This is a genomic window from Rhodococcus sp. 27YEA6, from assembly GCF_044908235.1.
Lineage (GTDB): Bacteria > Actinomycetota > Actinomycetes > Mycobacteriales > Mycobacteriaceae > Rhodococcus_F > Rhodococcus_F qingshengii.
On sequence record NZ_JBIYCY010000004.1, the window covers coordinates 279,957 to 303,790 of the forward strand.

Annotated in this window: 20 protein-coding genes; 1 reads left to right on the top strand and 19 read right to left on the bottom strand. The window is 63.4% G+C overall.

Translation table 11 applies throughout. The annotated features are described in order from the left end of the window. Positions 1-121 precede the first annotated feature (121 nt). Positions 122-1,513 (top strand): glutamate decarboxylase, encoded by a 1,392-nt coding sequence (locus tag ABH939_RS13900; RefSeq protein WP_042921836.1) that lies wholly within the window; start codon positions 122-124, stop codon positions 1,511-1,513. A gap of 83 nt (positions 1,514-1,596) precedes the next feature. Here ABH939_RS13900 and ABH939_RS13905 read toward each other — a convergent pair whose 3' ends face one another. From ABH939_RS13905 to ABH939_RS13995, 19 genes are all read right to left on the bottom strand, one after another. After that, a complete protein-coding gene (locus tag ABH939_RS13905) occupies positions 1,597-2,091 on the bottom strand; it encodes a hypothetical protein (RefSeq protein ID WP_223304502.1) in 495 nt (164 codons plus the stop codon). A gap of 131 nt (positions 2,092-2,222) precedes the next feature. Continuing rightward, positions 2,223-3,587 carry a DNA polymerase IV gene (locus ABH939_RS13910; protein ID WP_042452844.1) on the bottom strand — a complete coding sequence of 455 codons (1,365 nt, stop codon included), beginning with the start codon at positions 3,585-3,587 and terminating at the stop codon, positions 2,223-2,225. A 36-nt stretch (positions 3,588-3,623) separates the two neighbouring features. Next, a complete protein-coding gene (locus tag ABH939_RS13915; RefSeq protein WP_073512221.1) occupies positions 3,624-3,962 on the bottom strand; it encodes a TfoX/Sxy family protein in 339 nt (112 codons plus the stop codon). Between the two features lie 68 nt (positions 3,963-4,030). Further along, positions 4,031-7,144, bottom strand: coding sequence for an isoleucine--tRNA ligase (gene ileS / locus ABH939_RS13920; RefSeq protein ID WP_404649724.1), 3,114 nt, complete (start codon positions 7,142-7,144; stop codon positions 4,031-4,033). Between the two features lie 281 nt (positions 7,145-7,425). Beyond that, positions 7,426-7,740 carry a hypothetical protein gene (locus tag ABH939_RS13925; protein ID WP_007733197.1) on the bottom strand — a complete coding sequence of 105 codons (315 nt, stop codon included), beginning with the start codon at positions 7,738-7,740 and terminating at the stop codon, positions 7,426-7,428. A 49-nt stretch (positions 7,741-7,789) separates the two neighbouring features. Then, positions 7,790-8,617 (bottom strand): DivIVA domain-containing protein, encoded by an 828-nt coding sequence (locus tag ABH939_RS13930; RefSeq protein WP_003941722.1) that lies wholly within the window; start codon positions 8,615-8,617, stop codon positions 7,790-7,792. 126 nt (positions 8,618-8,743) lie between these two features. Further along, the gene (locus ABH939_RS13935) at positions 8,744-9,022 is read right to left on the bottom strand and encodes a YggT family protein (RefSeq protein WP_003941780.1); all 279 of its coding nucleotides are present in this window, start codon (positions 9,020-9,022) and stop codon (positions 8,744-8,746) included. Positions 9,023-9,211: 189 nt separating this feature from the next. Beyond that, positions 9,212-9,862: a cell division protein SepF gene (locus ABH939_RS13940; RefSeq protein WP_003941752.1), complete on the bottom strand. Its 651-nt coding sequence runs from the start codon at positions 9,860-9,862 to the stop codon at positions 9,212-9,214. Positions 9,863-9,947: 85 nt separating this feature from the next. Beyond that, on the bottom strand, positions 9,948-10,697 hold the full coding sequence (locus ABH939_RS13945) for a YggS family pyridoxal phosphate-dependent enzyme (protein WP_047270104.1): 750 nt from the start codon (positions 10,695-10,697) through the stop codon (positions 9,948-9,950). Between the two features lie 6 nt (positions 10,698-10,703). After that, positions 10,704-11,471, bottom strand: coding sequence for a peptidoglycan editing factor PgeF (pgeF, locus tag ABH939_RS13950; protein ID WP_007733207.1), 768 nt, complete (start codon positions 11,469-11,471; stop codon positions 10,704-10,706). A gap of 108 nt (positions 11,472-11,579) precedes the next feature. Further along, positions 11,580-12,767, bottom strand: coding sequence for a cell division protein FtsZ (gene ftsZ, locus ABH939_RS13955; protein ID WP_003941788.1), 1,188 nt, complete (start codon positions 12,765-12,767; stop codon positions 11,580-11,582). A gap of 239 nt (positions 12,768-13,006) precedes the next feature. Next, entirely contained in the window at positions 13,007-13,645 is a 639-nt protein-coding gene (locus ABH939_RS13960) for a cell division protein FtsQ/DivIB (protein WP_007733212.1), read from the bottom strand. A gap of 164 nt (positions 13,646-13,809) precedes the next feature. Beyond that, positions 13,810-15,318 carry a UDP-N-acetylmuramate--L-alanine ligase gene (murC, locus tag ABH939_RS13965; protein WP_030537033.1) on the bottom strand — a complete coding sequence of 503 codons (1,509 nt, stop codon included), beginning with the start codon at positions 15,316-15,318 and terminating at the stop codon, positions 13,810-13,812. Then, a complete protein-coding gene (murG, locus tag ABH939_RS13970; RefSeq protein ID WP_003941767.1) occupies positions 15,315-16,484 on the bottom strand; it encodes an undecaprenyldiphospho-muramoylpentapeptide beta-N-acetylglucosaminyltransferase in 1,170 nt (389 codons plus the stop codon). Before murG ends, murC begins: the two co-directional genes overlap by 4 nt. Then, positions 16,481-17,959 (bottom strand): putative lipid II flippase FtsW, encoded by a 1,479-nt coding sequence (ftsW, locus tag ABH939_RS13975; RefSeq protein ID WP_007730088.1) that lies wholly within the window; start codon positions 17,957-17,959, stop codon positions 16,481-16,483. Before ftsW ends, murG begins: the two co-directional genes overlap by 4 nt. Continuing rightward, on the bottom strand, positions 17,956-19,479 hold the full coding sequence (gene murD, locus ABH939_RS13980) for a UDP-N-acetylmuramoyl-L-alanine--D-glutamate ligase (protein ID WP_047270101.1): 1,524 nt from the start codon (positions 19,477-19,479) through the stop codon (positions 17,956-17,958). The genes ftsW and murD overlap by 4 nt, the downstream gene beginning before the upstream one ends. A 5-nt stretch (positions 19,480-19,484) precedes the next feature. After that, complete coding sequence (gene mraY, locus ABH939_RS13985; protein WP_065456586.1) at positions 19,485-20,567, bottom strand: phospho-N-acetylmuramoyl-pentapeptide-transferase; 1,083 nt, start codon at positions 20,565-20,567, stop codon at positions 19,485-19,487. Beyond that, the gene (gene murF, locus ABH939_RS13990) at positions 20,564-22,117 is read right to left on the bottom strand and encodes a UDP-N-acetylmuramoyl-tripeptide--D-alanyl-D-alanine ligase (protein WP_065456587.1); all 1,554 of its coding nucleotides are present in this window, start codon (positions 22,115-22,117) and stop codon (positions 20,564-20,566) included. The genes mraY and murF overlap by 4 nt, the downstream gene beginning before the upstream one ends. Continuing rightward, positions 22,114-23,748: a UDP-N-acetylmuramoyl-L-alanyl-D-glutamate--2,6-diaminopimelate ligase gene (locus ABH939_RS13995; RefSeq protein ID WP_065456588.1), complete on the bottom strand. Its 1,635-nt coding sequence runs from the start codon at positions 23,746-23,748 to the stop codon at positions 22,114-22,116. Before ABH939_RS13995 ends, murF begins: the two co-directional genes overlap by 4 nt. Positions 23,749-23,834: the final 86 nt, after the last annotated feature.

Sequence of the window (23,834 nt, forward strand, 5' to 3'; positions counted from 1 at the left end):
GGACTTCAGACCGGATACTTGATTGATCATGGACCCTTTGACAACTGCCCGTCCACACTGAACGGTGAGAGTAGGTACGAAACAGACCAACGCGACACACTGATGTGAGGAGCCAGAGTTCATGCCGGAACCCAGAAGGTCAGATCACACCGATTACGTAGCCGTCAATCCGATCTTCTCGAGGCCTGGCGAGGATTCGGTTGCATCGAAGTACACACTCGAACCCGACGGCATGCTTCCCGAGACCGCGTATCAGATCGTCCACGACGAAACGATGCTCGACGGCAATGCGCGGCTCAATCTCGCGACGTTCGTCAGCACGTGGATGGACGATCACGCCACCAAACTGTATGCCGAGTCGTTCGACAAGAACATGATCGACAAGGACGAGTATCCGCAGACCGCCGCGATCGAAACCTATTGCTGGCGTATCCTTGCCGACCTCTGGCACTCACCCTCCCCCAAGGACGCAATCGGCACCTCGACGATCGGTTCGTCCGAAGCCTGCATGCTCGGCGGCCTGGCGATGAAACGACGCTGGCAGCACGCACGAAAAGCCGCGGGCAAGTCCACCGAAAAGCCAAATCTCATCATGAGTTCCGCGGTCCAGGTGTGCTGGGAGAAGTTCTGCAACTACTGGGACGTCGAAGCGCGTTACGTGCCGATCAGCGAGGAACACCGGACCCTCGACGGTCACGATCTGGACAAGTACGTCGACGAGAACACCATCGGCGTCGTCGCGATCATGGGCGTCACCTACACCGGGATGTACGAGCCGGTCCTGGAAATCTCGAAGGCACTCGACGCGATCCAGGCGAAGACGGGACTCGACGTCCCCATCCACGTCGACGGCGCTTCCGGTGCGATGATCGCCCCGTTCCTACAGCCCGAACTCGAATGGGATTTCCGACTCCCACGCGTGCACTCCATCAACACCTCGGCGCACAAGTACGGACTCGTCTACCCCGGCCTCGGCTGGGTGGTCTGGCGATCGCAGGATCTACTTCCCGACGACCTCGTCTTCAAGGTGAGCTACCTCGGCGGCAGTATGCCGACCTTCGCACTGAACTTCTCGCGACCCGGCGCTCAGGTGATCTTGCAGTTCTACTTGTTCCTGCGTCTCGGCCACGACGGCTATCGCGCGATCCAGCAGTCCTCCCAGGACGTGGCGAAATTTCTCGCCGAAGGAATCGGGAAACTCGACGCGTTCGAACTGTGGAACGACGGTTCCGACATCCCGGTCTTCGCGTGGCGCCTCGCCGAGGGGCACACGTCCAACTGGACGCTGTACGACCTCTCGGACCGGTTGCGAGGCAAGGGCTGGTTGGTGCCGGCCTACCCCATGCCGGACGATCTCGCGGATCTGACAGTGCAGCGCATCGTGGTTCGTAACGGACTGAGCATGGACCTGGCGGCCAATCTGCTGCGCATCATCGAAGAGGAAACCGCGTTCCTCGACGAACTGGACAGCCCGATGCCGCGGCCGCGCGTCACCGAGGGATTCCATCACTGACGTCGCTTACCGCGTGAAGAGCGGCCGCCCACTCCCCTTCGGGAGTCGGCGGCCGCTCTGGTGTTTCAGGTGTTACCGAGAGATCAAGCAGCGCAAGCCGGCGAGGTCAGACCTGCAACGCCGACGATCTGGCAAGCGGTGGTCTTCGAGAGCTTCCAGACGCCGTCTTCGTAGACGAACGACGCCTGCAGGCCCTGCTGCAGCGGCTGGCCGTTGACGACGATGTTCAGCGAAGCTGCTGCCGTCTCGCTGCCTGTGTCGGTGACCGGGTCGAGGATCTCGACCTGCGCGCCGGCAGCCTTGGCGGCAGCAGCGACCTGGTTGATGAGCTCGGGATCAGCCTCGGCGCCCTGGACGAGGTTGACCTTGTCTGCGGCCGGAACGGTTTCGTCGAGTGCCTGGGCGACCTTGGCGTTGAGCTCAGGGGCGGTCGGCAACGCGACCGGCGCATCTGTCGAGTCCGAGGCCGTCGTGGTCGTCGTGGTCTTCGACGTCGTGGTGGGCGAGTCGGTCTTGTCATCCGAGCCACAAGCGGTCATCGTCAGGGCTGCTGCGATCGCCACGGCTGCAACGGTCATCTTCTGAAGCTTCAACTTCTCAGTCCTATCCATTCGGGTGTTCACATTCGAGCGTCAGTCGAACATCGTGCTTGCTCGAGGATCGTCGACAACATTACCCAACGGTAAGCGGAAAAAGTCTAAGGACATCCTCAGAGAAGGCTGTCGACCGCATCTGCTACCTCGAGCACCTCATCGGATTCGGCAAAGGTTTTGGCGATTCCCGTTCCGCTGGAACGGGTTTCGAAGCGAACGGTGACCACACCGTGCCCGGCGCCCTGCACCCAACCGTGTCCGTATTCTGGATGCTTCACGTCCAAACCGGGGTGCCAGTAGCGCTGAGGCACGCGTGCGGCCACCGGAACGTCGAGTTCAGCCTCATCGAGGGCGCCCGTGAGAGTCTCGACCGGATAGCCGGGAACATCCTGATCCAACTCGGGAAAAAGTGATCCTTGCCGAACGGTGGACAAACCGGCGAATCCCACACCGACCAGGCGAATCGGCCCCAATTCCTGTGGATCGATGACCTGTTTCTGCGCAGTCGCGATGAGGATTTGGCGGTCGATGGTGGCAAACGGCAGCGTCACGGATCGAGTCAAGATACTCATATCGGACTTCTTGAGCTTCAGTACGACGGTGCGAGCAGCTCTTCCGTCCTTCTCCAGCCTGGAAAATGCTGCACGACCACTACTTTCGACGGCGGCGCGCAGTTGCGCCATCGTGACGATGTCTGCGGCGAACGTGGATTCCGCGCTGATCTGCTTGGATTCGGCACGCTCGGCGACCGGCCGATCGTCGATCCCCTGTGCGAGCCGATGCAACCCCGGACCGACAGTGGTTCCCAGTATCGACGCCACCTCCGCTATGGGAGTGCGGGCAAACCCACCGATGGTTTCGATGCCGAGACGCTTGAGCTTTTCCTCGGCGACGGGACCGATCCCCCAGAGCTTTCGCACCGGCAGTGGATCGAGCAACTCGTGCTGCATCCCGGGAGGAATCACTGCGACGCCGTCGGGCTTTGCCAGTCCCGACGCGATCTTGGCGACCTGCTTACCTGCGCCGGCCCCGATCGAAGCGACCAACCCGGTCTCGGCTTTGATCAACGCCCGCAGGTCCTCACAAAACGCGCGGACCTCGTCGGCGCCGACTCCGGCCAACTCCACTGGTTCGCCGAAGGCCTCGTCCACCGACAGTTGCTCGAGGATCGGCATACGAAGGCGCAACGCGTCGAAGGTGCGTTTACTCAGAACCGAATACAACGACATCCGCGGTGGCAATACCACCGCTCCACCACCGACCATCCGGCGTGCTTGATGCATCGGCATTGCCGATCGCGCACCGAAAACTCTCGCTTCGTAACTTGCCCCGGCCACCACCCCGCGCCCGCCCAAGCCGCCGACCAGCACCGGGCGACCTCGCAGAGTGGGACGCGTCAACTGCTCGGCGGAAGCGAAAAACGCATCCATGTCGAGATGCAGCACCCACCTACGACTTCGTGTGGGATCACCTTGATTCATCGGGCGTTACGGTTCTCTCAAAAGTAGGTGCAGAATTTACGTCCGCGCCTTCTTCTTCGGCGACTTCTTCTTCGGCAGGGGCAATACGTCGGCAGTCCGTTGAATGAAGGCGTGCAGGTGATCGAGGTCCTGCAACCGTTCCTCCGTCACCCGGTAATAATCCTTCGCTCCCGGGTACGGCGGAGCCAGATCGGCCTCTGATCCGAACTCCGTACTGACCTCCGTGGGTTTGACGAACAGGACGTCTCCGCAGATCAAGCCCACGATCTTCTCGTCGCAATACACTCCGTACTCGCCGAACATCGCCCTTGCCCGCACGTCGAGCGGTTCCAACTGCTCGAGAATGCGCGCCACGGTTTCCTTGCTCGTACTCATGAGAGCAAACTACTCCGGCACCCCGACATACAGACATTCATCGGAGAGCCGGAGTAGTCGCGTCAGTACTAGACCTTCGTGATTGCGGCGCGGATACCGTCACCGAGATCGACGGCGTCGTCTCCCGCTTCACCCACAGAGAAGGAGGTGGCCAGAACCTCACCGGCGATCAATTCGCGATGACGCTCCGCCCACTCCTTGCAGTCCTGCGGAACCTCGAGCACGACGTTGATCCGGTCCGAGACGTCCAAACCGGCAGCACGGCGCGCATCCTGCAACTGACGGATACGGTCCTTGGCCCATCCCTCGGCTTCAAGTTCCTCCGTCACAGCGGAATCGAGTACGACCAGTCCCGCACCGTCCGGCAGTGCAGCCGTCGAATCCGGCTCGGCCGCAACCAGTTTCTGCGTGTACTCCTCGGGCAGCAGTTCGATGCCCGCCGCAACCACGACGCCGTCCGCGTTCTCGGTCCAGTCGCCCGCCTTGACCGCCTTGATGACAGTCTGAACGGACTTGCCCAGACGCGGTCCTGCAGCACGCGCATTGACCGCGATCTCGAAGCGCCCGTGCACGTCGACGTCATCGGTCAGATCGACCTTCTTGACGTTGACCTCGTCGGCGATCAGTCCGAGGAACGGACGCAGACGCTCGGCATCCGGCGCCGCAACCGTGACCTCGGGCAGCGGAAGACGAACTCGCAGATTCTGTGCCTTGCGCAGGCTCAGCACCGTGGAGCACACGGTCCGGACGTCGTCCATCGCCGCTACCAGGTCGGGGTTCGCGGGGAGCTCCGACGCCTCGGGCCAATCAGCCAGGTGAACCGAGCGCTCCCCGGTCAACCCTCGCCAGATCACCTCGGACACCAACGGCAACAGCGGCGCAGCGAGACGCGTCACGACCTCGAGCACGGTGTGCAGGGTGTCGATCGCGTCGCGATCCTCGTCCCAGAACCGCGAACGCGACCGTCGCACATACCAGTTGGTGAGTGCGTCACAGAACAACCGAAGCTCGTCGCACGCGCCGGCGATGTCGTTGACCTCGAGGGCCTCGGTGATCACGTCGCGGGTGGTAGCGAGCTTGGCCAGGATGTACTGATCGAGGATGTTCTCCGAGTCGGTACGCCACACACCGGATTCCGGGGCGTACAACTGCAGGAAGCTCCAGGCGTTCCACAGCGGGAGCAATGCCTGACGCACACCTTCGCGGATGCCCTGCTCGGTCACGATGAGGTTTCCGCCGCGCAAGATCGGCGAAGACATCAGGAACCAGCGCATGGCATCGCTGCCGTCGCGGTTGAACACCTCCTTCACGTCCGGGTAGTTGCCCTTGGACTTGCTCATCTTGAGTCCGTCGTCGCCGAGCACGATGCCGTGCGCAGCAACGGTTTTGAACGCCGGACGATCGAAGAGTGCGGTGGCCAGCACGTGCAGCGTGTAGAACCAGCCGCGAGTCTGCCCGTTGTACTCGACGATGAAATCGCCCGGGAAATGACCCTCGAACCATTCACGGTTCTCGAATGGGTAGTGCACCTGCGCGTACGGCATCGAACCGGATTCGAACCAGCAGTCGAGCACCTCGGGAACGCGGCGCATCATCGACTTCCCGGTTGGGTCGTCGGGGTTCGGGCGGACCAGGTCGTCGATCATCGGGCGATGCAGATCGGTCGGACGCACACCGAAGTCTGCCTCCAACTGATCGAGCGATCCGTAGACGTCCGTACGCGGGTACTGCGGATCGTCCGAGACCCACACCGGGATCGGGCTGCCCCAGTAGCGGTTTCGGCTGATGTTCCAGTCGCGTGCACCTTCGAGCCACTTGCCGAACTGGCCGTCACGGATGTGCTCGGGCACCCACGTGATGTCCTTGTTCAGCTCGACCATGCGATCGCGGAACTTGGTGACCGCGACGAACCACGAGGGAACCGCCATGTAGATGAGCGGCTGCCCACTGCGCCAACTGTGCGGGTACGAGTGCTCGATCGTCTCGTGCCGCAGCAGCTTTCCGGCAGCCTTGAGGTCCTTGATGATGACCGGGTTGGCGTCGAACACCATCAAGCCCTCGTACGGCGGAACCATCGAGGTGAACTTTCCACCCGGATCGAGCGGCTGCACGACCTCGATACCGTTGGCCGTGGCGACATCCATATCCTCCTCACCGAAAGCCGGTGCGAGGTGGACGATTCCGGTTCCGGAATCGGTTGTCACGTAGTCGGCCGAAAGCACGACGTGCGCGTTCGGATGTCCGAGGAAGAAGTCGAACGGCGGTACGTACGACAGTCCGACCAGCTCGGCGCCCTTGTGACGGGAAACGACCTCGGGGTCCTCCCCCAGCTCACGTGCGTAGTGAGCAACCCGTGCTTCCGCGAGCACGTACCGCTTTCCGTCCTCGCCGAGCACCTGGACGTAGTCGACCTCGGGATGAACCGCAGTGGCCAAGTTGGACGGCAGTGTCCACGGAGTCGTGGTCCAGATGATCGCGTTTGCGCCGTCCAATGGTGAACCCGGAGCGACCAGCGGCATGTCGACCGTGACTGCAGGATCCTGACGCATCTTGTACGCGTCGTCGAGACGAGTCTCTTGATTGGACAGCGGAGTCTGCTCGTACCAGCTGTAGGGCAGCACGCGGAAGCCCTGATAGATCAGGCCCTTGTCGTGCAGCTCCTTGAAGGCCCACATGACGGACTCCATGAAGTCGACGTCCAGGGTCTTGTAGTCGTTGTCGAAGTCGACCCAACGTGCCTGGCGGGTGACGTAGTCGCGCCACTCGTCGGTGTACTTGAGCACCGAGGCCTTGCAGTACTCGTTGAACTTGGCCAGACCCATGACTTCGATCTCGGCCTTGTCCTTGATGCCGAGTTGCTTCTCCGCTTCGAGTTCTGCGGGCAGTCCGTGGCAGTCCCAGCCGAAGCGTCGCTCGACCTTGCGTCCACGCATGGTCTGGAAGCGCGGCACCAGGTCCTTGACGTACCCCGTCAGCAGGTGACCGTAATGCGGCAAGCCGTTTGCGAAGGGCGGTCCGTCGTAGAAAACGAACTCTTCGCTGCCGTCCCGATTGGAAACCGACGCACGGAAGGTGTCGTCGTCGTCCCACTGTTTCAGGACTTTCTGTTCCAGTTCGGGGAACTTGACTCCGGTGTCGGCGGGGACACCGTAGTCGACTTTGGGATACCCGTTACTCGCCATGGCGATCTCCTCGTGCCAGTCGGACTCGGCACGGGGACGACGTGGCGCTTGTGCGCCGACACCGCGGTACCACCCCGTTTGCACCCCGTAGATCCGCGCTTGGATCCCGAGGTGCCACTCGATCGAGCTGTGACGGGCTCACCCGTTCGGTTCTACTGAGTTCTGGGCGCCTGAAGCGACAAGAACCGTTCTTCCGAAAGCTCCCCGGTGATTGCCGGATCACAGCCTGGTATTCGTGTTGGACAGTCTAATACTCGTCCTGGACCTTGTCGGAACTCGCCCTAGGACTTGTCGGGGCCACCCGGCGACTCGCCATGATTTCTCTGATTGTCATCGTTGGCGGTGGCTGCATCGTCGATCGACGAATTCGAGGAACTCTCGACTCGACCGTAAGGCGACGACATTCCGCTGCCCGATGCCGGGTCATCCAACGAAGGAACCGCCTTCCTGCTGGTCAGCGCACTGACCAGCAGGAGGACGGCACCTGCTACACAAATCGCGATACATGCCCACGCCCAGATCAACGACCCTGTGGTCAGGGCGACGATCAGGAGAGCGAAACCAACTCCCGCGAGAACCAACGTCACGACCAGCACGTATCAACCTTTGTCCGGTCCGATAGCTGAGCCGACGGGGCGCTCTCGGTCAGCTGTTTCCCTTGGCGAAGGACGGGCTGTAGGAATCCTGTCCACCGTCGACCGGAACGGCCGAGCCGCGCTGTTCGAGCTCTTCGAGCTGCGATTCCAGGTAGGACTTCAGGCGCACCCGGTACTCGCGTTCGAACGTCTTGAGCTGCTCGATACGGCCCTCGAGGACCGAACGCTGCTGGTTGATGGTCGCCATGATTTCGGTGTGCTTCTTCTCGGCGTCCGCCTTGAGAGCGTCTGCCTTCTCCTGAGCCTGGCGAAGCTGGGTCTCGGAGCGAGTCTGAGCGTCGGTGAGCATTGCCTCCGACTTGTTGCGCGCATCCGCGATCATGCCGTCAGCCTTGCTGCGAGCCTCGCTCATGAGCTGCTCGGAGTTGGTGCGGGCACTGCCGAGCAGCTGCTCGGACTCGGTCTTGGCATCGTTGGTGAGGCGATCCGCCATCTCCTGAGCCAGTCCGAGGACCTTTGCGGCCTGCATGTGGGTGTCGCCACTCTGCGGCGCTGCAACGGCAGCGGCGGCGGGAACCGGCGCTGCAACAGGTGCAGGCTTGGGCGGTTCGACGACCCGAGCGGGCTCCGGCTTGGGCTGCGCTGCGACGGGTGCTGCCTGCTGAGCAGGTGCCGGCGACTTCTTGGCAGCCGCGAGCTCCTGATCCAGCTCACCTACGCGCTGGCGCAGGTCCGCATTCTCTTCGATGAGCTGCGACAGCGCCTGCTCGACGAGGTCGAGGAATGCGTCGACCTCGTCCTCGTTGTAGCCACGCTTGCCGATAGGCGGCTTGCTGAACGCAACGTTGTGCACGTCAGCTGGAGTCAGTTGCGGCATGGAAGGATCCCTTCACGCGTCATTTGGCGGTCTAGCAAGCATTCAGTTGCAACACAGTCTACGTAGTGGCGAACCACTGGATGAGTTATGGCATCCATTCTGGCACACCACTAACTCGGACTGCGCTCAGCGAACAACCGACATCAGGATGATGACGATGAAAAGCAAGACCATGATGGATAGATCCAAGCGAACTCCACCGAGGTTGATCGGGGGGATCAACCTGCGGAGCAGTTTCACCGGAGGATCGGTGATCGTAAAAATGGTTTCGAGAATGACTGCGACCAATCCGGTCGGTCGCCAATCTCTGGCAAACGAACGAACGAACTCGACGATCACTCTGCCGATCAGCAACAGCCAGAAGACAACCAGCACCAGATAGATCACAGAGAGAAGCGCGTCCACACCCTCACTCTGCCTGACTTCTGCGGTGTGTCCAAAACAGACACACCGCAGCAATTCCGGAACCGGTCCGCATCGAGTCCGTCTTGTAACGGCCGGCGATGGGTCCGAATGCGGCGTCCGCCGAGGCGGGCCGCCGTTCGAATGTGCTCACGTCACCCCTGCTCAGGGGCCGGACTGCGGTCGAGACCATCATTTCTGGCTGTAGAAACCCGTCTCGGCGATCCGACGGCGCTCCTCGGCGGAAACGTCGATGTCGGCCGGTGAGAGAAGAAACACTTTGGTGGCTACCTTGTCGAAAGAACCACGCAATGCGAACGCCAGGCCGGCCGCGAAATCGACCAGACGCTTCGCGTCGGCGTTGCTCATGTCGACCAGATCCATGATGACGGGAGTGCCGTCCCGGAACCGCTCACCGATCGTGCGGGCCTCTGCGTAGCTCTGCGGACGCAGTGTCGTGATCTTGGCGAGCGGGCCGCCGTCGTCGACAACCGGCGCACGTCGCGCTTCGGGTCGCTCTGCGCGCGCGTCGACCGCGAGGTTGCCACGGCTTGCCGGGCGCGGCGCCATCGCCGGGCGGCTGCTGCGGCTGGGAACGGTGTCGACGCGGGGCCGAGAATCGTAGCGATCGAACTCCGCGTCCTCTTCGTCACGACGACTGGGCGCGTAGCTCGCCTTCGAGAAGGCAGGTTCGACGAACTCGCGGTCGTCGCGCTCGGCATAGCCGTCGTGACTACGACGGGGTGCGCGGCGAGCCTGATCGGGCTCCTCCACGTATTCGTCCTCGTAGTCATCGAGGGGAACCATGCCGAAGTAAGCCTTGAACTTATGCAGGTTGCTCATTGATCGACCTTCCTTGGCGCGGCGGAATCAATCCGACTGCGACCGGTCGCAGCGGTGTGGACGGGTTGGGCGATCACCTGAGCGATCACCTCGAGATTACTGGTCGTGAGCCGAGCAGTGCGGTTCCGACACGCACGCAGGTTGATCCGTGGCGCACTGCAGCCTCCAGATCGCCGGTCATGCCGGCCGAGAGTTCGGTTGCCCGGGGATGCGATTCGAGGATCAAAAGATGTGCCCTGCGGAGGATTTCGAACTGCTCGTCCGGATCTGATCCAAGCGGCGGGACGGCCATCAGTCCCGCGAATTCGAGACCTTCGGCTGATTCGATCCGCTCGGCGAGAGGCGTTAGCTCGCCCGTCGGAACTCCGCCACGCGCGGGGTCTCCGTCGAGACTTACCTGGATGAGCGCCCGGAGCGGCTTCGTGCGCTCACCGTCCGACAAAGCACTCAGCGCAGCCCGATCGAGTGCATCGGCCAGTCGCGCACTGTCCACCGAGTGAATTGCATAGGCCCACTTCGCTACCGATCGAGCTTTGTTGCGCTGCAACTGTCCGATCATGTGCCAGCGAACCGGATCATCGATCGCGCCCGTCTGTGCAGCGCCGTCGAAGTCCGCGACCTTCTCCACTGCTTCCTGCTCACGCGACTCACCGAATTCACGGCAACCCAGTTCGTACAGAATTCGAGCGTCGGACGCCGGAAAGAATTTGGTCACCGGCAGCAGTGCTACGTCGGAAACCTCGCGACCGGCGGCAAGGCAGGCGGCCGCCAATCGCGCCCTCACCGAGTCGAGTGCCGTCGATATTTCTGTCAGCCGCATTTCCGTCTCGCGCATTTCTGCCTAGACGGTTTCCTGCGCTGCGGGCGCTTCCATCCAGATCACTGCAGCTTGACGCCCGGTCAGAGATTCTCGGCGATGACTGAACAACGCGCGATCCTCGATCGTGCACCGCGGGTCCTCGGCGACACCGGACACACCCGCGGCGAGCAACTGCTTACGCAGTCCCGCACGCAGATCGAGCCCCGGCGTGCCCTTCTCGGTGCGAGTTGCACTGCCCGGCAAGTGCTTTTCCACGTCCGCGCGCATCGCAGCGGGAACCTCGTACTGGCGTCCGCTCGCAGCCGGACCGAGGAAGGCGCCGATACGCGAAACGTCCGCGCCCTGACGCACCATCTCCGCGAGGACGCGCGGGACGATACCGATGCGGGCACCGATCCGTCCGGCATGAACGGCCGCGATCACACCGGCCTCCTCGTCGGAGAGCAGAACGGGAACACAATCTGCACTGAGGGTGGCGAGCGCCAGGCCGGGAACAGTGGTGACCAGAGCATCCGTCACCGGAATCACTTCGTCGGTCGGTTCCGTCACGACAGTGACGTTGCGCGAATGGATTTGTTCCATCCACACGAGATGGTCAGGCTCGACGCCTATTTCGCGTGCCAGACGTCGGCGATTCGCATCGACGGCTGCCGGATCGTCTCCGACGTGATCGCCGAGATTGAACGACTCGTACGGTGACGCGGAAACACCACCGGCTCGGCTGGTCACGACGCGGCGAATGCGGGTGCGGGTGGTCGACTTCTCGGTACTCAAGATAAGTGTGCTCACAAACGTCGAAAGTTGTCGTCCGGCTCAGACGTGACCGGACATCCAGTCAAGAACAGGGTACCCAGAAATTCCGGGCACCCTGTTCTCGAAACTGTTTGTAGCCCTACGTCAGCGACGCATGAAGACCGGCACGTCGACGTCGTCGTCGCCCTCGTCTTCCTGGACCGGCGCATGGCGGGGGCCACCGATCGGAGGCAAGCTGCCCGAACCGGTGGTCTCGCGCGCTGCGGAAATCGGCTGCTCGCCAGCAGGTTCGGCGGCCACCGGTGACCGGCCGACCTCACCCGCGCGCCCGGCGCCGATAGCTCCACGTCCCTGCGCGGTCGACTCCACGGGACGACGAGCCGGAGCTCCTCCGTCGAATCCCGCAGCGATGACCGTCACACGAACCTCGTCACCGAGTGAATCGTCGATGACCGTTCCGAAAATGATGTTGGCGTCGATGTGGGCAGCTTCCTGCACCAGCGAAGCCGCCTCGTTGATCTCGAACAGGCCCAGATCGCTACCGCCGGCGATCGACAGAAGCACGCCGCGGGCGCCTTCCATCGAAGCTTCGAGGAGCGGGGAATTGATCGCGGATTCCGCCGCCTTGATCGCGCGTCCCTCACCCCGCGAGGAACCGATTCCCATCAACGCACTACCGGCACCGGACATGACACCCTTGACGTCCGCGAAGTCGACGTTGATCAGACCCGGAGTGGTGATGAGGTCGGTGATGCCCTGGACGCCGTTGAGGAGAACCTCGTCCGCGCTGCGGAACGCGTCCATCAGGCTGACGGCCGCGTCACCCAGCTGGAGCAGGCGATCGTTGGGAATGACGATCAGCGTGTCGCAGGACTCGCGGAGCGCCTGGATTCCGGTATCCGCCTGTCCCCCACGACGCTTGCCCTCGAAAGAGAACGGTCGCGTCACGACACCGACGGTGAGTGCGCCCAGCTTCCGGGCGATGCTTGCCACGACAGGGGCACCACCGGTTCCGGTGCCACCGCCCTCGCCTGCGGTCACGAACACCATGTCGGCGCCCTTGATGACCTCTTCGATCTCGTCCTTGTGATCTTCGGCTGCCTTGCGACCCACTTCCGGGTCGGCACCGGCGCCGAGGCCACGGGTCAATTCACGACCGACGTCGAGCTTGACGTCGGCGTCACTCATCAGAAGGGCTTGCGCGTCCGTGTTGACCGCGATGAACTCGACTCCCTTGAGTCCCTGTTCGATCATGCGGTTGACTGCGTTCACGCCGCCGCCGCCGATGCCGACGACCTTGATTACGGCGAGGTAGTTGTGCGGGGGCGTCATCGGCTCTCGCCTTCCGTGTCGTGTTTCACGCTGCTTGTCAGTGCTGCTGTCTTTGTTACTGCTGTTTTTGTAGCTTCATGCTCTTCGAGAACAACCCTAAACCTCAACCACAGGGTTAGAGTTATGTCAAGTATTCGATCTGAAACGAAACGCTATGCACCGTCGTCGCGTTCCGCCATTAGGCGCGCCGAGACACACCGAAGTATTTGCTGCGCACTGACGCACGGCTGCACCGTGCGCTATCGGACCGTCGGCAGATCGGGACTGGACACGTCGTACGTCTGCCCCGGTTGGGTCAACAGCGGAAGCGTCACAGCAGCCTTACGATCCGAGTGCTCGACACCGCCCCAGTTTACGACGCGACCGTCGAGCAGAGTCAGCGTGACACTCGAAATCGACCGAGCGGCAACCTCTCCCACTTGAAATCTCAGATCCGGCGGCAACACCGACAACACCTCGAGCGCGGCAAGCGTCGGCTCGTCGTTCCACCCGGGCGTCGGTGTCACCAGACGCGGAACCCCGGGCGGCGGGACGCCCATCTCGAAGTCGACGCCCTTCTCGTCCAGCAGGTGTGCACCCTCAGGTGAGTCGACGAAGACGACCGGTACCCGTTCGGTGACGGTGACGCGGATAGTCGACGGATACATCCGCTGCACACGAGCCGAGGCCACCTTCGGAATCGTCGCCACACGTGCGGCGGCGGCGCCGGTGTCTACCCGCATCAACGGCTGACCGGTCGGTACGGCCAGGAGCGAAAGGATCTGTTCCTCACTGACGGTCGTCGCACCGAGAACTTCGGTGCCCCGGACCGAGAGCACCGGAGACAACCAAGCCGTCAACGCAATTCCCACCACCAGCACGATTGCCAGCGGTGCCACGATCAGCGGTCGCTTGAACCACTTACGAGTCGGTGTGGGTTCGGGAGCCGGCTCCGTCGACCGCGTCGAGTATCGCGATTCGGTGCGAGTACTGCGCCGACGCGTACTGGTGGCTTGTCTGGCTCGAGGATCTCGACGCCCGCGCCGACTTCGTGCGTCGGGTGTCATCGCGGCGCGGGATGCGGCGCCGAACGCAAAGCATCGAGGATCTGTTTGCCGAGCATGGTCACGTCACCGGCACCCATCGTGATGACGATGTCGCCGGGGTGAGCCAACGCCGCCACCTGCTTCGGCGCCTGTGACAGATCCGGTTGATAGTGAACAGGTTTCGTGACCGACTGAGCGACCAGCGCACCACTGACGCCCGGCATCGGCTCTTCGCGAGCGCCGTAGACATCGAGAACGACAACCTCGTCGGCCAAGTCCAGCGCCTGCGCGAACTCCTCGGCAAACGCGGCGGTGCGTGAATAGAGATGAGGTTGGAAGACCACGATCACGCGTCCGGCTGCCGAATTGGTCGACGACGAATCGTCCTCCGGTCGAACCAGATCCGCCGCCGCGCCGAGAACCGCACGAACTTCGGTCGGATGGTGGGCGTAGTCGTCGAACACCCGGACACCACGCTCGCGGCCGGTGAACTGGAACCGGCGGTGTACGCCACCGAATCCGGCGAGCCCCTCGACGATCTCCTCCGTCTCGGCGCCGGCGTCACGGGCAGCCAGTAGAGCCGCAAGTGCGTTGAGCGCCATGTGACGACCCGGCACTGCCATTCGCACGGTTCGCGCGGCGCTCTCGCCCGCCAGGTGGAACTGCAGGACTCCCCCGACGTCGTGCGCATGGAAGCCCAGTAGTCGGACTCCGACCTCGACACCGTCGACAGGCTCGAAGGCGGTGCCCGCCTCCACTTCCTGCGCGTCTGCCGATCCGTAACCGAGTACCCGGATGTCCGAACGGCCCGAGGCCACGATTCGCTTCGCGAGATCCGCCGATCCCGGGTCGTCGAGGCAAGCAATCAAGAGCCCACCCGGACGCAACTTGTCGACAAAATCGTCGAACACCTTCACATACGCTTCGACACTCCCGAAATAGTCGAGGTGATCGGCCTCGATGTTGGTCACGACGATCACGTTGGGGTCGTACTGCAGCAGCGACCCGTCACTCTCGTCCGCCTCCGCGACAAAGACGTCACCGCTGCCGTGATGGGCATTCGTTCCCGCTTCGTTGAGTTCGCCGCCAACGGCGAACGAAGGGTCGAAACCACAGTGCTGCAGGGCGACCACGAGCATCGACGTTGTCGACGTCTTGCCGTGTGTACCCGAAACCAGGAACGTGCGATTGCCCTGCATCAGTGATGCAAGGACAGCCGGACGAAGAATCACCGGGATTCCGCGGCGAGCGGCCTCGACGAGTTCCGGGTTGTCCTTCGGGATAGCCGCGTGCGTCGTGACGACGACGGTCGGACCACCCGGCAGCAGGTCGAGAGCATCGGCGTCGTGGCCGATCCGGACCTGTGCCCCGCGTGCACGAAGCGCCAGGACTCCTCGGCTCTCCTTGGCGTCCGAACCCGAGACAAGGCCCCCGCGGGAAAGCAGAATTCGAGCGATGCCGGACATACCGGCACCGCCGATTCCGACCATGTGTACTCGCTCGAGGTGGGCGGGCAGCGCGGTCATCGGTTTCCCCTTGCGTTTTCCTGGACGGCGTTTTCCTTTGCCGCGATGTCGAGCACGATCCGTGCGATCTCGGTTGCCGCGGTGCGGTGCCCGACGTTGGCAGCACCACTGCTCATCTTGTCGAGGCGCGCGCTGTCGCTCAGCATCGGGACGACGGTACCGGCGACGAACGTCGGCGTGAGCTCGTTGTCGGAGACGATGATCGCACCGCCCGCTGCGACAACGGGTTTCGCGTTGAGTTCCTGCTCACCATTGCCGTGCGGCAACGGAACGTAGACGGCCGGAAGCCCGACCGCCGAGACCTCGGCGACCGTCATCGCGCCCGAACGACAGATAGTCGCGTCGGCTGCGGCATACGCGAGATCCATCCGCGAAAGATAGGGAACAGCCACATACGGTGCCGTCTCCGAGTACTGCGTGACTTCGAGAGAGTTCTTGGGTCCGTGTGCGTGAAGGACCGAGATCCCGGCCTTCGCCAGTTCTTCCGCTGCTCCGGACACCGCGTCGTTGAGCGACTTCGCGCCTTGCGATCCGCCGAAGACGAGCAGAACGGGACCGTCCTGAGGTAGTCCGAAGTACTCGCGAGCTTGCGAGCGGAGTCCCGCTCGATCGAAATTGGCGATCGACGCGCGAACCGGGATGCCAACGATCTCGGCGTCCTGATCGCCGCGGTTCTTCACACCTGACCCCGGAACCGCGGCAAGCACCCGCGTCGCCAGGCGAGCACCGATCTTGTTCGCGATGCCGGCACTGGCGTTCGCCTCGTGGATGACGATCGGAATCTTGCGGCGGCGCCGAAGAACACCGCCACGTGCGGCAAGATACGCCGGAAGCGCGACGTAACCACCGAAACCGACGATCACGTCGGCGTCGACGGAATCGAGTACCTCACGGGTCTTGCGCACCGAGGCGAGGATGCGTGTCGGCAGTTTGACGAGATCCATCGTGGGCTTACGAGGAAGCGGAACCGGGGGAATGAGCTCGAGCGTGTACCCGCGAGCCGGCACCAAGGTGGTTTCGAGACCACGCGCCGTCCCGAGCGCAGTGATTCTGGTGTCGGGCGCAGCGGCCTTGACCGCGTCCGCGACAGCAAGTGCGGGTTCGATGTGACCAGCCGTGCCTCCCCCTGCCACCACTACCGACAGAGCCGATTTGTTGCCGCTCACCTACGAATTCCTCGCTCTCGAACTTCTCGTGGATCTTGTGCCCTACGTGTCGGCGCCTGCCGACGCTGACCATTCTGCCCTCCCGCGGTGCGCTTCCGTGACCCAGCGGCCGCACCTCGGTTGGAATCCGAGGAAGGGCGAGCACCTTGATCTGCCCGCTTGCGTCGATCGCCCGTCTCGATCGCGCGCCGGCCGTCGCGTCCGCGTGCCGGTTCGATCTGCCGTGCGGGCTTCGGTCGACGGATCGGCCGGCCCCCTGACGGCGGGTGGTACAGCACGGGCTTCGGCAGTCTGAGCAACTTCGAGATCTTGCCGTCCTGCCCGGAGTTCAGAGCGGCAACTGCTTCGGGCTCGTGGCGCGCTGCATTGGCGATGACACCGAACATGAACAATGTGATCGCCAAGGACGAACCGCCGGCGGAGACCAAGGGCAACTGGAGTCCGGTCACCGGCAGCAGTCCGATGACGTAACCGATGTTGATCATTGCCTGGCCGACGATCCAGGTAGTTGCAGTGGCCGACAGGAGCCGCCAGAACGGATCGATGCTGCGGGCTGCGATCCGCAATCCCGTGTAGACGAATACAGCGAACAAACCGATCACCACTGCGCAGCCGACAAATCCCAACTCTTCGCCGATGATCGCGAAGATGAAGTCGTTGTGCGCGTTGGGTAGGTAGTTCCACTTGGCGACGCTCTGACCGAGTCCGCGTCCGAAAAGGCCCCCGTCGGCGAGCGAATACAAAGCCTGCTTGGCCTGATAGTTGTTGCCCTGCAGGTCGTCGCTCTTGTTGAAGAAGGCTTGAACTCGATCGGAACGATAACCGGCCGTCATCGCCAGCACGCCCGCCACGACGACGCCCGTCACCGCGATCGAGCCGAAGAGCTTCAGTGGCAGCCCACCGAACCACAGCAGGGCCCCGACGATGATTCCCAATGCGATGGTCGTACTGAGGTTCGGTTGCGCGACGACCAGCGCGAAGACCAGCATTGCTGCGGGCACGAGCGGAATCAGGATCGACTTCACGGATCGGTCGTCCGGCCGCCTCGAAGCCAACAGATGGGCGCCCCAGATCGCCAACGCGACCTTCATGATTTCCGAGGGCTGCACCGAGAACCCGCCGACGTTGAACCAGCGACGCGCGCCCTGCGCTTCTGTGCCGATTCCCGGAATCAGGACGAGTACCAGCATGATCAGCACGACGACGAACAGCGGAAACGAATACTGCCGGAGCACTCTCGCCGGGATCCGCAGCGCGACGTAGAAGAGCACAGCTCCGAGAATCGCGAAGATCAACTGCTGGGTGAACAACGAATACGCCGAGCCACCGGACACGTACTGCTCGACGCTCGACGCCGACAGAACCATCACGAGCCCCAAGACAGTCAACATCGTGGCAATCGTCACCACCAGGTGGAACGACGCCAACGGCCGCGCCAACCAGGCACCGATTCGGGTCTTGGGACCCTTGGTCATAGCAAGTTCCCGGCTTGGCCAGGCGAATCCGTGAACGGATCGGGTAATGCGGCGACGGCGGCGGCGAAGCTGTCACCACGATGTCCGTAGCTGGCGAACATGTCCAAGGACGCGGCGGCCGGGGCGAGTACAACTGCATCACCGGGGGACGCCAACTCGGCAGCTTCGACTACCACTGCGGCCATGACGGCATCCGCGTCGGCACCCGACGGCAGCCGGATGGTGAGAGTCGAGTTGCTGCTGTTTTCGCTCACCACTGCATCGTCCCCCGACATCACGTGCACCACGGGAACATCGGGCGCGTGTCGCGCGAGCGCGTCCTCGATCACACCAGCGTCACGCCCGAGAAGGACAGCGCCGGAGAGTCGAGGGCCGACTTCGCTCACCAATTGGTCGACGCTGGCTCCCTTGAGCAGACCGCCTGCAACCCAGACGACGCGATCGTGCGCGAGTATCGACGGTCGGGCTGCGTGCGGATTGGTGGCCTTGGAGTCGTCGATGTACACAACGGACCCGACACGGCCGACCAGCGCCCCTCGGTGTGGGCCGACCTTGTGTGCGGCCAGACCGCGTTCGACGACGTCTGCCTCGAATCCGAGTGCCCGCGCCAACGCGGCGGCGGCCAGCGCGTCCATGACGCCTGCCGGGCCGGCGGGATCTATCGACGCTGCTTCGGCCAAGCGGACGTGATCGCCGAATGCGTTGTCCACGAGGTGTCCCGCTTCGACACCCAGTTCTCCTTCGCCCGGTTCACCCAATCTGAACCCGGTGACAATGTCTGCAGTTGCGCGAGTTCCCAGTTCGGAAGCGATCGCGTCATCGAGGCCGACCACCGCGACCTTTCCGCTCAGCGCCCGCGACTTGGCCTCGGCGTACGCGCTCATTCCGCCGTGCCAGTCGAGGTGATCCTCGGCGACGTTGAGGACCACGCCGGCATCCGGACGCACCGAAGGCGCCCAGTGCAATTGGAAGGACGACAGTTCGACAGCGAGGTACTCCACGCGCGGCGACGTCTCGGCGAGTGCGTCGAGTATCGGCAGCCCGATGTTTCCGCAGGCTCGGCCGACAACTCCGGCGGCGTCGAGAATCGAGGCCAGCATCGACGTCGTCGTGGTCTTTCCGTTCGTCCCCGTCACGACGAGCCATTTACGGGGTGTGCCGAAGTGCCCGCTGTGGTCGACGCGCCAGGAGAACTCGACGTCTCCCCAGATGGGAATCCCGTGACCGGCGGCGGCTGCAAGGATCGGTGCATCCGGCCGAAAGCCCGGACTGGTGACTACGAGCCCGTACTCGGTGATCGAATCCGGAGCATCCTCGATCGAGGTGGTGGTCACCATGTCCGCGCCGAGCTCCGCGCAGCGCTCCGCGAAGTCCAAGGTCGAATCGGCAACCGTCACGACAGCACCGAGGGCGACGAGAGGTTCGATGGTCGCTTGACCGGACACCCGCCCACCGGCGACCAGCACTCGCGTACCGCGGAGCCAGGACAGGTCGTTCTCGGAATCCGCTGAGCTGGTCATGGTTTTCAGCCTCCGAGCGCTGCGAGGTATTCGCTGTAGAAGAGTGCCAATCCGATAGCCGACGCAATAGCCGCCAGCAACCAGAATCTGATGATGACTGTGGTTTCAGCCCACCCGGCGAGTTCGAAGTGGTGATGGAACGGCGCCATTCGGAACACCCGCCGTCGGCTGGACCGGAACACCGCTACCTGGATCACCACCGACGCGGCCTCCGCGACGAACAGTGCACCGATGACAACCATCAACAGTTCCGTGCTGGTGGTGATCGACAATCCGGCGAGCATGCCGCCGAGGGCAAGTGAACCGGTGTCGCCCATGAAGATCTTGGCGGGTGCGGCATTCCACCAGAGGAATCCGATGCACGCGCCGGCGCCGGCCGCGCAGAGCACCGCGAGGTCGAGCGGGTCTCGGACGTCGTAGCAACCCTTGCCGGGATTCGTCTCGCACGAGTAGCGGAACTGCCAGAACGTGATGATGACGTAGGCGCCGAGAACGAAACTCATCGCACCGGCGGCCAATCCGTCGAGGCCGTCGGTCAGGTTGACGGCATTGGACCAGGCGCTGACCAGTAGGTAGCAGAAGGCGATGAAGACCACGGACCCGAGTGAGACGGTGGCGATGTCGCGCACGTACGACAGATGAACACTGCCCGGAGTCAGCCCGTCGTCACCGCGGAACTGAAGGGCCAGGATTCCGAAGGCAATGGCAGCGACGAACTGTCCGACCAGCTTCGCTGTCTTGTTCAGTCCCAGATTGCGCTGCTTGCGGATCTTGATGAAGTCGTCGAGGAAACCGACTCCACCGAGCGCGGTGGTCAGACCGAGTACCAGTAGGCCGGACGCCGATGGCCCCTCCGCGTTGTTCATGCCGAGACCGATGAGGTGTGAGCCGAGATAGCCGGCCCAGATTCCGGTCAGGATCGCGACGCCGCCCATCGTGGGAGTGCCGCGCTTGGCCTGGTGACTGGCTGGACCTTCGGTTCGGATCTCCTGCCCGAAACCTTGTTTCGAGAACGCCTTGATCAGGATCGGCGTGAGCATGATGGAGACCGCCAGCGCGATGCCTGCGGCGAGAAGAATCTGGATCACTGCGAATCCCCGCCGTTCTCGCCGTCGGTGTTCTCGCTGTCGGTGTTGGGCGTTGCAGCCAGTATCGCTTCGGCGACCGTCCACAGTTCCACCGACTTGGACGCCTTCACCAGGACGAGATCGCCCGGTTCGAGTTCCGCTTCGAGAATGGCGATTGCCGCAGCTGCGTCGGGCACGACGACGGACTCGTCACCCCACGACCCCTCCATCACCGCACCTTGATGCATCGCACGCGAGGTGCGGCCCGTTCCGACGACGATCAACTTGCTGACATCGAGTCTGACGGCCAGGCGACCGATCGCGTCGTGCTCGACAACTGATTCCGGTCCGAGCTCACCCATCTCTCCGAGCACAGCCCAGCTACGGCGACCGAAGTGCCGATCCGATCGCGCCATGGACACCAACGCTTTGAGGGCGGCGCGCATGGAATCGGGATTGGCGTTGTAACTGTCGTTGACGACGGTGACGCCGTCGGCGCGCTCGGTGACTTCCATCCGCCTCGCGGACGCTGCCTTCGTGCCCTCGAGGACACGTGCGATGTCTGCAACCGCGAGGCCGTTCTCGAGTGCGACGGCCGCCGCGGCCAGGGCGTTGCTCACGTGGTGTTCGCCGTGAACGGCCAGGCGAATACGTGCAGAACCCTGTGAACAGTTCAGTGTGAAGGAAGCCCTGGCCTGGTCGTCGACAACCACGTCGGTCGCCCGAACGTCGCAGTCTTCCGACTGGCCGACGAATACGATCCGGGCCTTGGTTCGACTCGCCATTGCGGCGACCATGCGGTCGTCGGCGTTGAGGACCGCAACTCCACCGTCGGCTGCCGACGGGAGTGCTTCCACCAGTTCACCTTTGGCGACCGCGATCGCTTCACGCGAACCGAACTCACCGAGATGGGCAGTGCCCACATTGAGAACTACGCCGATCTTCGGCGGCGCGATCTTCGTCAGTTCGCCGACATGACCGACCCCACGGGCCGACATCTCGAGAACGAGGAAGCGGGTCTTCTCGTCGGCGCGGAGCACTGTCCACGGCAGACCCAATTCGTTGTTGAACGACCCGGGGGGCGCAACCACCTCGCCGCACTCGCGCAGCAGCGCTGCTATCAGATCCTTGGTCGAGGTCTTGCCGGCAGAACCGGTGACACCGACCAGCGTCAGTCCACCATCGGCCGGTGTGCCATCAGTTGCCAGTTCGTCGACGACTGCTCGGGCCAGAAGGCCGAGGGCATGCAGGACCGCGGCTCCGGACCCGTCGGTGTCGTGTTCGAGCAGCATCACTGCACTGGGACCGTCGTTCGGCACCGATGGAACGACGATTGCCGGAACTCCGACCGGCCGCGCCGCGAGCACCGCCACAGCGCCCGCTGCCACCGCCGCTTCCGCGTGATCATGACCGTCGACACGCGCTCCGGGTAGGGCGAGGAAGAGCCCACCTGGAGCTACTTTGCGCGAATCGAATTCGACGGTTCCAGTCACCTGCGTCGACGAATCGTCGACGTCGTGCAGGGTTCCTCCGACGATCTCGGCGATCCGAGAGAGCGTCATCGGGATCATTGCTTGCCTCCATGTGCTGTGTTGATCGCGAATCGGCCGATCATTTCGCCCAACACCTCGCGGTCGTCGAACGGGTGTTTGACCCCGTCGATTTCTTGACCTACTTCGTGGCCTTTGCCTGCCACCAGGACGACATCTCCTGGCTGTGCCCACCGGACTGCTTGCTCGATCGCGGCGGCCCGGTCCCCCACTTCGCGAACCTCGCCGCGTTCGGATTCGGGCACGTCCGTGGCGCCTTGCATCACCGAAGCGCGAATCTTCGCCGGATCCTCGGTGCGTGGGTTGTCGTCGGTGACGATCAGCAGGTCTGCGCCACGCGCACCCGCTTCACCCATCAGTGCCCGTTTGCCGGCGTCGCGATCCCCGCCTGCGCCGACCACCACGGCAACGCGACCGGGAACCTGGTTGCGCAGCGTGGCGATCACAGCTTCGAGCGCTGCCGGTTTGTGCGCGTAGTCGACCACGGCGAGAAAGCTCTGCCCCCGGTCGATCCGCTGAACTCGCCCCGGGACGTCCACGGTCCCGAGCGCTCGAACAGCCGCGTCCGGGTCGAGGCCCGCAGCAAAACTGACGGTCAACGCCAGTGCAGCGTTGGCCACGTTGTATCGCCCGGGGAGCCGAAGTGAGACCGGCCACGATTGTCCGTCCGGCCCGACCAACTCGAAGGTCTGCGAGCCGTCCTCGGCAACCTCGACTGCGCCGACCGTCCACTCGGCCTCGGCCGTCGAGGTCGAGACCGTGGTCACCGCGTCGCTCTCGTCGGTCGCGGCCAACTCGGCCATCCGTCGACCCCACACGTCGTCGACGCAGACGACCGCATGCTCGGCTCGCACAGTCGACTCAGGATCGAACAACCGAGCCTTGGCCTGGAAGTACTCCTCGAAGTCCCGATGGAAATCCAGGTGGTCCTGCGAAAGATTGGTGAACGCGCCGATGTCGAAGCGGATGCCGTCGACGCGTCCGAGAGCGAGAGCGTGACTGGAGACCTCCATGACGACGGTATCGATCCCCTGCTCTGCCATCACGGCGAACAGAGCATGCAGTTGCGGAGCTTCCGGCGTGGTCAGAGCGCTGGGCACCCGGCGGCCGTCGATTCGAGTCTCGATGGTCCCGACCAGGCCGGGCTTGCGGCCGGCTCCGGCAATCGCAGCTTCGAGCAAGTACGACGTCGTGGTCTTGCCCGATGTACCGGTAATGCCGACGACCTGCATCTTCTCCGAGGGCCGGCCGTAGATTTCCGCGGAGATCTCACCGAGCACATCCCGCGGGTTCGGATGAACGAGAACTGGGACGGACCGGTCAGGCGCCTTGTCCGCGGCCTCGATCAGTTCGAGGCCGGCCTCGTCGGTCAAGATCGCGGTCGCACCGCGCCCCAGAGCGTCGACGGCGAACTGAGCGCCATGGGTCCGTGCACCGGGCAGAGCGGCGAAGAGGTCATCGGTCACGATTCCCTGCGCACGCAGGTCGACGCCCTTGACGACGACCTCCGAGGACTGTGATCCCGGTTGCCCCAGCCATTCGAGGCGAGCCCCGGACAGTTCGGAGAGCGCCGTGATCGCGGTAGCAACCGGTTGTGTCGGACGCGTCCCGGGAGCGCCGTCCGAGTTCGACGATTGCAAACGATTCGGCACTGTCACTCGACTCCTGGCAATTGTCGTTGTTCTATCGCGGTCGTTGTCTATGGCGGTCGTTGTCTATGGCGGTCGCAACGCAAGCA

Coding starts and splice junctions, on each gene's coding strand:
- ABH939_RS13900 (WP_042921836.1), top strand. CDS start 122: ATGCCGGAACCCAGAAGGTCAGATCACACCGATTACGTAGCCGTCAAT.
- ABH939_RS13905 (WP_223304502.1), bottom strand. CDS start 2,091: ATGACCGTTGCAGCCGTGGCGATCGCAGCAGCCCTGACGATGACCGCT.
- ABH939_RS13910 (WP_042452844.1), bottom strand. CDS start 3,587: ATGAATCAAGGTGATCCCACACGAAGTCGTAGGTGGGTGCTGCATCTC.
- ABH939_RS13915 (WP_073512221.1), bottom strand. CDS start 3,962: ATGAGTACGAGCAAGGAAACCGTGGCGCGCATTCTCGAGCAGTTGGAA.
- ileS (WP_404649724.1), bottom strand. CDS start 7,144: ATGGCGAGTAACGGGTATCCCAAAGTCGACTACGGTGTCCCCGCCGAC.
- ABH939_RS13930 (WP_003941722.1), bottom strand. CDS start 8,617: ATGCCGCAACTGACTCCAGCTGACGTGCACAACGTTGCGTTCAGCAAG.
- ABH939_RS13940 (WP_003941752.1), bottom strand. CDS start 9,862: ATGAGCAACCTGCATAAGTTCAAGGCTTACTTCGGCATGGTTCCCCTC.
- ABH939_RS13945 (WP_047270104.1), bottom strand. CDS start 10,697: ATGCGCGAGACGGAAATGCGGCTGACAGAAATATCGACGGCACTCGAC.
- ftsZ (WP_003941788.1), bottom strand. CDS start 12,767: ATGACGCCCCCGCACAACTACCTCGCCGTAATCAAGGTCGTCGGCATC.
- murC (WP_030537033.1), bottom strand. CDS start 15,318: ATGACCGCGCTGCCCGCCCACCTCGAGCGAGTACACATGGTCGGAATC.
- ftsW (WP_007730088.1), bottom strand. CDS start 17,959: ATGACCAAGGGTCCCAAGACCCGAATCGGTGCCTGGTTGGCGCGGCCG.
- murD (WP_047270101.1), bottom strand. CDS start 19,479: ATGACCAGCTCAGCGGATTCCGAGAACGACCTGTCCTGGCTCCGCGGT.
- murF (WP_065456587.1), bottom strand. CDS start 22,117: ATGATCCCGATGACGCTCTCTCGGATCGCCGAGATCGTCGGAGGAACC.